12 protein-coding genes are annotated in these 12,518 nt (G+C 64.7%); 5 read left to right on the top strand and 7 right to left on the bottom strand.

What is annotated here, in order from left to right:
* Positions 1 to 42 precede the first annotated feature (42 nt).
* The 4 genes from CA833_RS05380 to CA833_RS05365 all read right to left on the bottom strand — a co-directional run bounded on the left by CA833_RS05380 (position 43) and on the right by CA833_RS05365 (position 5,274).
* Positions 43 to 966: an SDR family NAD(P)-dependent oxidoreductase gene (locus CA833_RS05380; protein ID WP_142637108.1), complete on the bottom strand. Its 924-nt coding sequence runs from the start codon at positions 964 to 966 to the stop codon at positions 43 to 45.
* 49 nt (positions 967 to 1,015) lie between these two features.
* Positions 1,016 to 2,224, bottom strand: a complete 1,209-nt coding sequence (locus tag CA833_RS05375; RefSeq protein ID WP_207079458.1) for a CaiB/BaiF CoA-transferase family protein — start codon at positions 2,222 to 2,224, stop codon at positions 1,016 to 1,018.
* A 194-nt stretch (positions 2,225 to 2,418) separates the two neighbouring features.
* Positions 2,419 to 3,561 (bottom strand): MaoC family dehydratase N-terminal domain-containing protein, encoded by a 1,143-nt coding sequence (locus CA833_RS05370; protein ID WP_142637104.1) that lies wholly within the window; start codon positions 3,559 to 3,561, stop codon positions 2,419 to 2,421.
* A gap of 126 nt (positions 3,562 to 3,687) precedes the next feature.
* Positions 3,688 to 5,274, bottom strand: coding sequence for an acyl-CoA synthetase (locus tag CA833_RS05365; protein ID WP_207079457.1), 1,587 nt, complete (start codon positions 5,272 to 5,274; stop codon positions 3,688 to 3,690).
* A gap of 131 nt (positions 5,275 to 5,405) precedes the next feature.
* Here CA833_RS05365 and CA833_RS05360 point away from each other — a divergent pair, with 131 nt between their 5' ends.
* The 5 genes from CA833_RS05360 (at position 5,406) to CA833_RS05340 (ending at position 9,300) form a co-directional block, all read left to right on the top strand.
* Entirely contained in the window at positions 5,406 to 6,194 is a 789-nt protein-coding gene (locus CA833_RS05360; RefSeq protein WP_207079456.1) for an IclR family transcriptional regulator, read from the top strand.
* A 426-nt stretch (positions 6,195 to 6,620) separates the two neighbouring features.
* Positions 6,621 to 7,792 (top strand): IS3 family transposase gene (locus CA833_RS05355; RefSeq protein ID WP_207079409.1). Its coding sequence is split into 2 segments (ribosomal slippage): positions 6,621 to 6,885 and positions 6,885 to 7,792, totalling 1,173 coding nucleotides; the frame shifts between segments, so codons are not numbered across the junction.
* A gap of 120 nt (positions 7,793 to 7,912) precedes the next feature.
* Positions 7,913 to 8,251, top strand: a complete 339-nt coding sequence (locus CA833_RS05350; RefSeq protein ID WP_207079455.1) for a hypothetical protein — start codon at positions 7,913 to 7,915, stop codon at positions 8,249 to 8,251.
* Positions 8,244 to 8,711, top strand: coding sequence for a hypothetical protein (locus CA833_RS05345; RefSeq protein ID WP_207079454.1), 468 nt, complete (start codon positions 8,244 to 8,246; stop codon positions 8,709 to 8,711). The genes CA833_RS05350 and CA833_RS05345 overlap by 8 nt, the downstream gene beginning before the upstream one ends.
* Before the next feature lie 157 nt (positions 8,712 to 8,868).
* Complete coding sequence (locus CA833_RS05340) at positions 8,869 to 9,300, top strand: hypothetical protein (RefSeq protein WP_207079453.1); 432 nt, start codon at positions 8,869 to 8,871, stop codon at positions 9,298 to 9,300.
* Positions 9,301 to 9,887: 587 nt separating this feature from the next.
* On the opposite strand, the gene CA833_RS05335 is transcribed toward CA833_RS05340, so the two are convergent.
* The 3 genes from CA833_RS05335 to fliD form a co-directional block, all read right to left on the bottom strand.
* Positions 9,888 to 10,451: a response regulator transcription factor gene (locus CA833_RS05335; protein WP_242526278.1), complete on the bottom strand. Its 564-nt coding sequence runs from the start codon at positions 10,449 to 10,451 to the stop codon at positions 9,888 to 9,890.
* A gap of 211 nt (positions 10,452 to 10,662) precedes the next feature.
* On the bottom strand, positions 10,663 to 11,034 hold the full coding sequence (locus CA833_RS05330; RefSeq protein ID WP_142637122.1) for a flagellar protein FliS: 372 nt from the start codon (positions 11,032 to 11,034) through the stop codon (positions 10,663 to 10,665).
* A 13-nt stretch (positions 11,035 to 11,047) separates the two neighbouring features.
* A complete protein-coding gene (gene fliD / locus CA833_RS05325; RefSeq protein WP_207079451.1) occupies positions 11,048 to 12,493 on the bottom strand; it encodes a flagellar filament capping protein FliD in 1,446 nt (481 codons plus the stop codon).
* Between the last annotated feature and the right edge of the window lie 25 nt (positions 12,494 to 12,518).

Genomic DNA, 12,518 nt, shown 5'->3' with positions numbered 1-12,518 from the left:
GATGCCAGCAGCGGGCCGGAGGCGGACTTTCGAAGCTTGTCCTCAGACCGCCGCCGTCTCGCGCCGGATCATGCCGAAACCGTAGAGCAGATGTTCAAGCTGGCCGTCGGGCACCGGCGGGAAGGCCAGAACCGCGCCGCCATCGCGAATGGCCTCGATCTGGTCCGCCACTTGCTCCAGCGACCAGTCCTGGCGGAAGGCGCCCGCGTTCTCGGTCACCCGGGCCCGCGCCAGGCGGCCGCCCATGGCGACAAACATCTCGCCCGAGGCCGTGCAGCTTTCGTGGCAGAGATAACCGACCATCGGCGCCACCTGCTCCGGCTCCATCGGCGGAAACTGGCTGGTATCGATGCCTTCGGACATGCGGGTGACGGCGGCAGGCACGATCAGGTTGGACTTCACATCATTGTGCTGCCCCTCGATCGCGGCGGTGTTGGACAGGCCCATGAAGCCCGCCTTGCACATCGCATACGTCACATTGTCCGACTTGCCGTAAAGCCCGTTGATCGAACTGGTGAGCACGATGCGCCCGTAGCCTTGCGCCATCATCAGCGGAAACGCCTCGCGCACGACGTGGTAGGCGCCCTTGAGGTGGACATCGAGGACACTGGTGAAATCCTCGTAGGCGAGATCGCTCAGGCTGCCGCGCCGCACGTTGCCCGCCGAGTGGATCAGCACGTCGATCCGCCCGAAGGCATCGAGCGCCGCGCCGATGATCGCCTTGCCGCCTGCGGGGGTGGCGACGCTATCGGTGTTGGCGACAGCCTCCCCGCCCATGGCGCGGATCTCGGCGGCCAGCGCCTCGGCGGGGCCCTCATCGGTGGCATCGCCCGCCATCGAGACGCCGGGATCGTTGACGACGATCTTGCAGCCCCGGCTCGCCAGCAGGAGCGCGTGGGCGCGGCCCAGACCGCGCCCGCCGCCGGTGATCACGGCAACACGGTCATCGAAGCGCAAGTCGGCCATCGGGAAATCCTCTCGGGTTCTTTACGCCAGCCTTGCCCGAAGCACGGCCTCAGGCAACCACTCCGGCGCGGCGCAGCTGCGCAATTCGCTCCGGCGAAAGATCGAGCACCGCTTCCAGAATGGCATCGGTGTGCTCGCCCAGCACCGGCGGCGCGCTCGGCACCGGCTGCGGGGCGTCGGTGAAGCGGATCGGACGACCCACGATGGGGATCGGCCCCAGCGTCTTGTGCTGCGTTTCCACCACCATCTCGCGTGCCGCCGCCTGCGGCTGCGCCAGCGCCTCGGTGACGCCCAGGATCGGCGCATGCGGCACTTCATGCGCGGTGAAGATCGCCACCAGTTCGTCCACGCTGCGGCGCTCGGTAAAGGCGGAAACGATGGCGTTGACCTCGGCCCGCGCGTCGCGGCGCTTTTCCAGCGTGTCGTAGCGCGGGTCTTCGGTCAGGTCCGGCCGCTCGATCGCGCGGCAGATCCGGCTCCAGAACCCCGGCGTCAGGCAGGCGATGACAATGGAGCCCTCGCGCGCCGGGAAGATGCCGTAGGGCACCAGATTGGGATGCTGCGAACCGACGCGGGTGGGATCGCTGCCGTTGAAGAAGGCGAGCTGGGCGATGTAGCCGAGCATGCCGATCAGCCCGTCCATCAGGCTGACGTCGATATGCCGGCCCACGCCGGTCCGCTCCCGCTCGTAAAGGGCGGAGAGAATGCCGATCGGCCCATTGATGCCGCCGACCAGATCGCCCAGCGGAATGCCCAGCTTGGTCGGCAGCCCGTCCGGCTCGCCGTTCATGGAGAGCGCGCCGGACATGGCCTGGAGCACGATGTCGAAACTGGGCCGGTCCCTGAGCGGGCCGGTCTGGCCGTAGCCGGAGATCGAGCAGTAGATCAGCCGCGGGTTGATCGCCTTCATCGCCTCGTAGCCAAGGCCGAGCCGGTCCATCACCCCGGGGCGGTAGTTCTCCACCAGCACGTCGCACTTGGCCGCCAGATCGCGCACCAGCGCCAGCCCCTCCTCGCTCTTGAGGTCGACAACGATGGACTTCTTGCCGCGATTGACCGCGAGGTAATAGTGGCTCTCGCCCTCGCGCAGGGGCGGGAAGGTGCGCGTCTCGTCGCCGCTGCCGGGCGGTTCGATCTTGAACACTTCGGCGCCCAAGTCGGCCAATGCCAGACTGGCGGCGGGCCCTGCCAGCACGCGGGTGAAATCGATCACCCGCACCCCGGCGAGCGGCCCCGCCCAAGGCGTGTCCGTGCTCATCGGCCCGGGTTCTCGCGAAAGAGGGAACGGATCGCGGCCACCGCATCGCGCCCTTCGGGCCTGTGGAGGCCGTAATGATAGCTCTGGCCCATGCTCTCTCCCGTTGCGTTTGGCAGCATTCCTACGACACGGCCCGGACCTTGCGCAAAGGTCCGGGCCGAAATCGCTCCCCCGTTGTTCGGGGCTTCAGACCATCAGGCCTTGCCGGGCAGTTCGGCCACGGCGGTGCCGAAGGCCGAAAGCTCGCCGCGATGGGTCGTCGCCTTCTGCGCCACTTCGACGTACTTCTTGCCGCCTTCCTCGAACTTGCGCGTCACTTCGCCGGTGATGATGATGGCATCGCCATCCGGGTTGTGGCGGCGGATCTGGCAGTTCGACTTGTGGAGGAAGCCGTCGTCACCGATCCAGTCGGTCATGTGATGGGTCAGCCACGAGCAGCGCTCCGGGCCGTAGTCGTAAGCGCCCGGCGCGCCGACTTCGAGCGCGAAGGCTTCGTCCCAGTGCACGCGCTCGGGGCAGTCCGGCACGTTGAAGCGGTTACGGATGCCCAGGCCCGGATGCGCCTTCTGCATCTTGTAGGCCAGCTTGTTGGCGCGGATGTAGAGGCCGCCCCAGCCCTGCGCGTAGCAGATGAAGCCGGTGACGGTCATCGGGCCCTTCATCATCGGCGGCAGCTTGTCGCCGACGTTGACGTCCTCGAAGTAGCGCGGGGCGGCGCCGCGGATCTCTTCCTGGTCGTAGATGTCGTAGAATTCGTCGAGCTGGGCCTGGGTGAAGGGCTCCACGCGGCCGCGGGCTTCGGTGTACTTGGTGCCGCGCTCGCGCGCCTCGTCACGGTCGGTGCGGAACACCCACGAGTCCGCGCCGGCCACCTGCTCGCCGTGCTGGTTGTAGAAATCGACGTGGTAGATCTGCTGGAACGAGCGGCCCGCGAACTTGGTCTGATGCTCGACCAGATCCTTGAGGTAGGCGACGGTGCTGATGGTGTCGCCGCGCAGCACCGGCTTGTGCCAGGTCCAGTCGGCACCCGCCCACATCGCGTGGACGCCCGAAAGGCCGCCGCAGTAACCCGAGACGATGCGGCTGGTGGTGAACAGGAACGAAGGCAGCGCGACGAGCGAGCCGTACTTCGTCTTCGCGGCATATTCAGGGTCGCACCACAGCGGATTGTCGTCGCCGATGCCGTGCGCATAGTGGCGGATCGCATCGCGGGTGGCCTCGTAGTTCCACGGCTCGACGGTGTTCTCGATCTTCACGCCGATGCGGGCGCGCAAGTCGTCGAGACCGGCCTCGGTGATCTTGGGGAACTTGGTGGTAGGCTCTGCTGTCGTTGCCATTTCGGTACTCTCCTGAATATTCAAACTCTGTTTCGTCACCCCCGCGAAAGCGGGGGCCCCGCTTCCTTCTCGCTGCGCCCGCCAAGAAAAGCGGGGTCCACGCTTTCGCGGGGACGACGGGAAGGGTCAGTTCACAGTTGCTACCGCTTCAGCGGCCTTCGCCGCCTCGCGGTCGCGCAGCATCTTGCGGTGGACCTTGCCGGCCGGGTTCTTGGGAAGCTCGTCCACGAACTCCACGATGCGCGGGAATTCGTGCTGGGCGAGGCGTTCGCGGGTGAAGTCCTGAAGCTCCTTGACGAAGCCATCGTCGCCCGCGCGATTGGCGACGACAAAGGCCTTCACCACTTGCCCGCGCTGCTCGTCGGGCACGCCGATCACCCCGCATTCCAGCACGTTGTCATGCCGCAGCATGGTGTTCTCGATCTCGACGGCGGACATCGTCCAGCCGGCCGAGATGATCACGTCGTCCGCGCGGCCGCAGTGGTAGAAATAGCCCTCGTCGTCGATCTTCGCGCGGTCCTTGGTGGTCATCCAGGCGCCGCCCCGCCAGAGCATCAGCTCGCCGATCTCGCCGGGGGCGGTGGGGGTGCCATCGGCGCGCTGGACTTCCAGCTTCTGCCCCGGCACCGCCTTGCCCAGCGATCCCGGCTTCACCGTGAAGTCCGCCGCGCCGGGGTAGTTCACCAGCACCACGCCGATCTCGGTGGTGCCGTACATCGAGCAGACCGGCACCTTGAACGTCTCGTCGATCCATTCCAGCGTCGCCGGATCGATCGGCTCCCCGGTGTAGGACAGCTTGCGGAAGTGGAACGCGTAGTCCCCCGCCGCGCCGCTGTTCTTCATCATCCGGTAGTGCGTTGCCGCCGCCGACATATTGGTGATGCCGTAGTCATCCAGCGCCTTCATCAGCCGCACCGGATCGAAGCGCCCCGCGAAGGTGCCGGTGGTGACGCCCAGACCTAATGGCGCCAGCGTGCCGTGCCAGAGACCATGGCCCCATGCGGGCGAGGACGGGCAGAAGAATTCATCGCCCGGACGGATCCCGGTGCCGTAGAGCGCCGCAAACATCAGCGTGACCAATGCCTTGTGGGTGTGCTTCACCGCTTCGGGCAGCTCGCGCGTGGTGCCGCTGGTGTACTGGAACACGGCGAGGTCGCCGGCCCTGGTCTTCGGCGCATAAGCCGCGGGGAACTTCGCGATCTCGTCCAGCAGGCCCTCGTCCGCGACGATCACGCGCGGGCCGTTTTCCGCCGTCACCGCGCCGCGTGCAAGCTCCGCCTTCTCGGCATTGGTGACGAGGATCGAGGGCTTGCAGTCGTCGATCCTGAGCTTCAGCGCGTCGGGCCCGAACAGCGTGAACAGCGGCACCGAGATCGCCCCGGTCTGCATCGCCCCGAACAGGCAGACGTAGAACGGCAGCGAGGGCTCCAGCATGAAGGCGATGCGCTCGCCCGGTTGCACCCCCTCGGCATCGAGCCAGTGGGCAAAGCGCGCGGCTCCGGCGGCGATCAGGTCGAAGCTGAGGATTTCATCGCGGCCATCTGCGTGGGCGATCCGCACCGCCGCCCGGCCCGAACCATCGGCATGCCGGGTGATGCACTCATGCGCGATGTTGAGCACCTCGCGGTCGCCGTCGAACAGTTCCCACAGCGCCGCCGAGGAGGCATGCGCCTGCGCATCGGCATAGCTCGAAAGATCGGTCAACTTCACCATCGCTCATCCCGCTTGCCCGCCGACACGACTCGCTTGCACGATTCGGGGCCGGCCTTTTGTCCTTGTGTTCAGCAATGGTGATGAAACGCGCTTGTTTTGTAAATATTGAATGTTATTCTATATATTGAACGATGAGCAGCACAGACCCCCTCGAAGACGCCGTGCGCGCCAGCAAGGCCCCCGCCATCGCCCGGGCGGCCGCCGTGCTGCGCCTGCTGGGCAAGCGCGGATCGCCGATGGGGGTGCAGGCCGTGGCCCGCGAACTGGGCCTCGTGCCCAGCACCTGCCTCTATGTCCTGAGGGCGCTGGTGGCCGAGGAATTCGTGGCTTTTGACCCCGATACCAAGCGCTACGCGCTCGATGCCGGCGTGCTCACGCTGGCCCGTGGCTGGCTCAAGCGGGACCAGTTCAACGATCTTGCGCAAGGCCCGCTCGACCGCATCTCGCGCGAGTTCGGGCTGACCACGCTGGGCGTGCAGGTCTTCGGGCTCGACCACATCATCGTCACGGCGATGGCTGAGGCGAGCGAGGCGTTCCAGCTCTCGACGCAAGTGGGCAGCCGCTTCCCCGCGCTCGTTTCCGCCACCGGCCGCTGCATCGCCGCCTTTGGGGTCTCCGACCTCGAAAGCTTGCGCCCGCGCTTCGAGGCGCTGCGCTGGGACCATGCGCCGTCATGGGAAGAATGGTGCGCGCAAGTCGCCGAAGCGCGGCAGACCGGCATTGCCGTGGACGAGGGCCACTACATCGCCGGCGTCACCGTGATCGCCGCGCCGGTGTGGAAGGGCGGGCGCGGCAATGGCGTGCCGACCCACGCCCTCGTTGCCATCGGCATCGGCGCCACCCTGCGCGGCGAGATGGAGCGGGTAAAACAGGCGCTGGTCGGCGCGGCGCGGTCCCTGAGCGAGCATCTGGCGGGGTAAGTTTTCAGGATTTAAGAAAAGAGAGTTTCCCGGGGGATGATCCCCCGGACCCTCAAAATGTATGCCATTGCGCTGACACTATGGCGTAGTGCGTGGATTGCGAGGTTGTGATGCCCTACCAATTCACCGGCAGGTTAGCGCCCTTGTCGGTCGCTCAAGGGCCGATCTGGGGCGCCAGGAAGCCGTCTGTCCGGTTAGGCTTGTCGACCTGAGCGGCCATCAGCCGGGATGGGTGGATTGCTGCCATCCGCATCGCTCATTATCACGTCGTTATGGGCATGAAAGATCAACTTGCGCTTTTCGCCATCGTCATCACCGTAGCGGCATGCTCTAGCTCGGGGCCAAGTATCATTGAGGCCGCAATGACCTGCCCCCCGCTGAGTGGCCCAGAGACTATGATAGTCTGGACCACGAAAGGGACGATGAATGCCGAGCAAGAAGCACAAGCCGGAAGAGATTATCGGCAAGCTGCGTGAAGTTGAGATTGTGCTGGCGCAGGGAGCGAGCACGGCTGAAGCCTGCCGCCGGATCGCGGTCAGCGAGCAAACCTATTATCGCTGGCGGAAGGAATATGGCGGCCTGAAGACGGACCAGGCGCGGCGTATGAAGGATCTGGAGAAAGAGAACCAGCGTCTTCGCCGGGCGATTTCGGACCTGACGCTGGACAAGCTGATCCTGCAGGAGGCTGCCAAGGGAAACTTCTGAGCCCTGCGCGGCGGCGGCGCTGCATCGATCATGTACGACGAGAGCTTCCGGTGTCCGAGCGACGGATATGCCGGGTGCTGGGTCAGCATCGATCGACACAACGCAAGGTGCCGCGCGGGGCGGATGACGAACAGGCGCTGACAGAGGATATCATCGCTTTGGCGAAGCAATATGGCCGTTATGGCTATCGCCGGGTGACGGCATTGCTGTGCCATGCGGGATGGACGGTGAACCATAAACGGGTTGAGCGGATCTGGCGGCGTGAGGGGCTGAAGGTTCCGCTGCGTCAGCCAAAGCGGGGACGCCTGTGGCTCAATGACGGTTCATGCATCCGCCTGCGGCCCGAATATCCGGGACATGTCTGGGCCTACGATTTCGTCGAGGGGCGGACGCATGATGGCCGCAAGTTCCGCATCCTCACGATCATCGACGAGGCCAGCAGGGAATGCCTGGCGCTCATCGTTGCACGGCAGCTCAAGCATGAGGATGTTCTGGCGGCCCTGGCCGACCTGTTCATCTCGCGCGGTCCGCCTGCACATATACGGTCCGATAATGGCAGCGAATTTATCGCGACCGCCGTCCAGAAATGGCTGGGCCAGATCGGCGTGAAGACACTCTACATCACACCGGGATCACCATGGGAGAATGGCTATAACGAAAGCTTCAACGGGTCGCTTCGCGACGAACTGCTCAACGGCGAGATCTTCTACAGCCTCGCGGAGGCCAAGGTACTGATCGAGGCATGGCGGCGGCATTACAACACCGTTCGCCCTCACAGCAGCCTGGGCTACCGACCGCCGGCACCAGAAACGGCGACACCGCCATATCCGGCCTCCGGTTCCGCTTCGCTCCACCTCCGTCCGGATATGGCGGTGATGAGCTTAATGCACTAACAAACCAATCGGTCCACTCGGTGGGGGCAGATCAGGTTAGGCTTGTCGACCTGAGCGGCCATCAGCCGGGATGGGTGGATTGCTGCCATCCGCATCGCTCATTATCACGTCGTTATGGGCATGAAAGATCAACTTGCGCTTTTCGCCATCGTCATCACCGTAGCGGCATGCTCTAGCTCGGGGCCAAGTATCATTGAGGCCGCAACAGGCTGCATCCGCAAGCAGGTGCCAGAGGGTGCGGATGTATCGGAATTAATGGCCCGATCTGTACTAACGGATTGCCAACCACTTCTTAACAAATGGTCGGAAGAGTCGGTTGAGCATTCCTTTGGCAGGCCTCTGGACCGATCCGACTTAGAAATGATGGATGCATTTAAGAACCATCAGGAGGCTACGCACGACTTTTGGATGAAGAGATTGTCGGAAAAATACGCCGCCGCTCACGTCGACTATGACTGAGTTGGGGCGTGTGCTGAAATTCTGCCATGCGCCCATGCTGGTCGTTCAGGGCCGATTTGTCGTCTCCGGAAGCAGCCAGTCTGGTTGCCTTTTCCGACCTGGAGATCTGCGGTCTCCCATAGCGGATCTCGCTGGTGCGGGTTATGTGTTCGCCATGCCGCCCGCCAACCCGCCGACACCGTCGCAGAAGCCCTGCAAACTCACGCCCGAGCAGGCATCTTTTATCCGAGAAGCTGCACAACGTATTTTTGGTGCCGATGTAGTCGTTCGAAATTTTGGCACCGATCCCGACGCTCTTCGCATCCATGTCGAAACCAGCCATGAAGGTGGAGTGGTTGCTGACTTTCTCGGTGCTCTTGTAACTCATATCGATCACATGCCGACCGTGTCGCGTACAGAACGCGGAGCCAAAGCCCGGGGTGAGGCCAAGATCGCCTATCGACAGGGTGAAGTGCTTTAGGCGACTGCGCGCCCTTGTCGGTCGTTGTAGGGCGGATTTGAAGCACCCGAAATCTGACAGTTCGCTTTACTTATCGATCAGATCAGCCAGTGCCAGAAACCGGCTGAGAGCAGTCTGAGGGAATTGCCGATTGGCTGGAATGCGGTAAGCCTCAGGCATGGAACTCAGGTATGTGCATTTATCGCCGGAACAAAGCCCGCCAGAACTAACTTGCGGGCCGTTCCGCGCCCTGGTTGTTTCCGATGTGACGGTTACAAAAGAATGGCGGCATCGCATCGCCAAATGGCTTGTGGCGAGCGGCTGCCTATATGTCATTGCTTGGGGTCTTGAGTGCGAAGACTGGCACGATTCCGTTGATTGGGCGGTCCTCGAAGAGTTCGATTTTGGTGATATCCCCGACCACAAGTTCGTAATGACGACATGGCACGCTATCGAACCATTGTCGGAGGCAATGTGGTTCGCCGAACAATGTGCTTTTCACCCCGACGTCGAACTTGGAGCAACGGTAGTCCTGGACGTTGCACCTGCGGCTAGGGAAGCCGAGATTATGGACGCCTTCCTTGCGAGCCAAGAGACGACTACCAACTAAATATCCGCAATTTCAGCGCCGCAAATTTTCCTTGCGATTCAATCTATGCGCTAGCGATCAACGGACAGGCAGCTATCTGCCCATTCCCAAAGATGACCCGACCTTCCGCAACCGGCCCAAACCGGCCCCTTGTCGAGGACTGGATCTGCCTGTGCCGCGTGACTCCTGGGGATTGCGGGTGGGGTCCATGGTCGGGGCATTGCAGGGGCCGTCGCTTGCCTTGCCTTGTTGTCTCTCGCGCCAATTCAGTGGCGCGCCCGTGATCGGAGCGGGGCCGTGCTGGAGGGCGCGGTTTTAACATGGCACTGGATCTGGTCGGTTCCGATCGGCAGGCGTGCTGGGCGTTGTTCCGGGCGACTGGGTTTCCGGGAGCGGTGCCTTGCAGTGCCGGTTCTTATGGGCGCCGCTCCCGGAGACTTTCGGGGCCGAGATGCTCTGGCCAAGCCGAAGGGTAGATGGCCCCGGCCATGGCGGCCGGGAGGCATGGTCCGCGTTTTGCCCGCTGCTCCGCCGTCAGGCCGGTACCGGGCCCCGGCTCCGGCCCCCGGCTCCGGCCCACGGCACTGGCACTGGCGGCGGGCGGGCGGTCAGTTCACCAGCGCTGCCTCGATGGCGATGCGGATGGCGTCGGAGGTGTGGTTGGCGCCCAGCTTGTTGAGCATGTTGGCGCGGTGGATTTCCACCGTGCGCGGGCTGATCGAGAGCTTTTCGCCGATCAGCCGGTTGGACAGGCCGCTGGCGACGCCGCCCAGCACTTCGCGTTCGCGGCGGGTCAGACGTTCCACCCGGGCGCGGGCCATGACTTCGCGCAGCTTGGCATTGCCCACCGTTTCCGCGCGGGCAATCGCCCGGGCCAGCGTTTCGTTGAGTTCGGCGGCGCCGATGGGCCAGGCGATATAGTCGATCGCGCCGTCCAGAATGGCCTCGACGATGCGGTTGGCGGAAGGCTCCTCGCTGAAGGCGATGATCGGGAACCATTCGCCGTGGTGGGCCATGGCTTCGATCAGGTCATCGATCACCCCGGCTTCGTCATGGATGAGGATCACGCCCGAGCGGGGCCAGGTGCTGGACAGTTCGCTAATGTTCTCGAACGGTTCGACGTGGATATTGCCGCTGGACAGGGCATGGCTGATCGCAGCCCGGCGTCGCATGTTGTTGTCGATAAGGATAAGGTTCGAAATCCGCTCCACGGGTATCCTCCCTATTCGGCATCTGCCTTAGGGGAGATAACCCATGTTGCGGAGCAGGCAGCCGGGCACCTGATCCGAAACCGAGGTACCGGCGGGCCGATCGGGGAAGGATCCGTACAAACGGCAGGAAACCGGTAACCAAAATGGAAGCAGCTGGCGGGGGCGACGGTGTTCAGCCGCCTTGCAGGGCGCGGCCGATCTCCGCGAAATCGCTGCGGAGCGTCTCGATTCGGCGCGGCTCGAACTCCACCGCGCTGTCCAGGATCGTGCGCTGGGCGGCGGCGTAGAGCTGGGTCAGCGCGCCGGCCATGCTGCTTTCGCCCGAGATGCCCAGTTGCAGCGCGGTGATCGCCGTCAGCGCCCGGGTGAGCGAGCGGCTGCGCAGGCCATTGTCGCCGATGCCGTGGGCATGGACAGCGGTGCTGAGCGCGCTCACCAGGTGTTCGTAGCACAAGTGCACGAGGTCCGCCGGCTTGGCGCCGTTGACGCGGGCGTCGAAGTCGACGCGGCGATAGGCTTCGTGCGGGTTCTGTTGGCGACGCATGGGCGGTTTCGACCTAGCTTGACTTGTTCCACTGGGCGATCTGGTTCTGCAGCATCGTCAGTGTCGATTTCGAGGTGCCGATGCGCGTTTCCGACACGGTGAATTGCGAGACCAGCCGCGCCCGCAGGGTTTCCTGCTGGGTGGCGAGGTCGCTCTGGTCGGTGGTCACTTTGGCCAGCAGCTTGGTGTAGCGGCTGATCGAACCGCCCAGCGAGCCGGTATCGGTGGTGGAACTGGCGGCGCGGTAGATCTTGTCGATCGCCGCGAAGACGCCGTTGATGCCATTGGTGAACATCGCCGAGACGCCGTCGGGGTCGGCCGCGAGGGTGGCGTTGAGGCGGGTGGTGTCGAGCGTGAACGAGCCGTCGCGCTGGGTCTTGAGGCCGAGGTCGGCCAGGGTCCTGGCGGCGCCCGTGGCACCGGGCATGATCTGGGTGCCGGCGAGCGCCGAGAGCGAACGCTTGAGCGCGCGGGCGCCGGCGTCGTTGGCAAGGTCGCCGCCGATGGCCGTGGCGGTGCCGAGCGCGCTGGTCACTTCGTTGAGCGCATCGACGAGGTCCTGCATCGACGCGGCGATCGAGGTGGTGGGATCGGCAAAGCTCACCGTTGTCGGCGCGCCGGCATTGGTGGCCTTGAGGGTGAGCTTCACGCCGGGGATCACGTCGGTCAGCGTGTTCGAGGTCGCCGTCATCGACAGGCCGTCGACCTTGTAGGCGGCGTCGCTCGCACTGGCGAGCAGGGTGGCGTTTGTCGAACCGGCGCTCCAGGCAAGGCCGGCAAGGCCGGGATTGGCGCTGTCCTCGGCAGCCTCGATGGTGAAGCCGTTCTTGGCCCCTTCCGCGCCCTTGATCACCAGCTGGGCGCCGCTGGTGGTCTGGGCGACATAGGCGCTGACCCCGGCGTTGGCGGCGTTGATCTTGCTGGCGACGTCGGCCAGCGTGTCGGTGGCGCCGATGGTGAGGTCGAGCGCGGCATGGGCCGTGTCGGCGGTGAAGCTGCTGCCCGAGACGGTGCCGAAGCGCAGTGTCAGGGTGCCGGCGCCGACGAGGTCGGTCCTGGCGGTATAGGCCTTGCTGGCAAGCTGCTGGCCCGAGGCGAGCTTGCTGACTTCCAGCGAATACGTGCCGGTGGGCGTGGTCGAGCCGGTCAGCGCCCCGCTGGCGACCGCGCTGTTGGCGATGCTGGGGGTGCGGGCAAGGTCGCCGCTGCGCACCAGGGTGCCGAGCGAGGTGTCGATCGCCAGCAGCATCGACTTGATGTTCGAGGCGGTGGAGATCTGGGTGTTGAGCTTTTCCGCCTGGGTGGTCAGCCGGTTGTTGCGGCTGGCGAACTGGGCCACGGCGAGGTTGTTGGCCAGCGCCGTCATGTCGACGCCGCTGCCGCCGCCGAGCGCGGTCACCAGCGAACTGGTGGTGAGCGTGGACGCGGTGCTGGTCGTCGAGGTGGTGCTGGTAACCATGGGCGGGGAGAACGGCAGCGCGCGC

The sequence above is a fragment of the Novosphingobium sp. KA1 genome (assembly GCF_017309955.1).
GTDB lineage: Bacteria > Pseudomonadota > Alphaproteobacteria > Sphingomonadales > Sphingomonadaceae > Novosphingobium.
The sequence above is the reverse complement of the archived record's forward strand: the minus strand, read 5'-3'. Positions and strand labels throughout refer to the sequence as shown.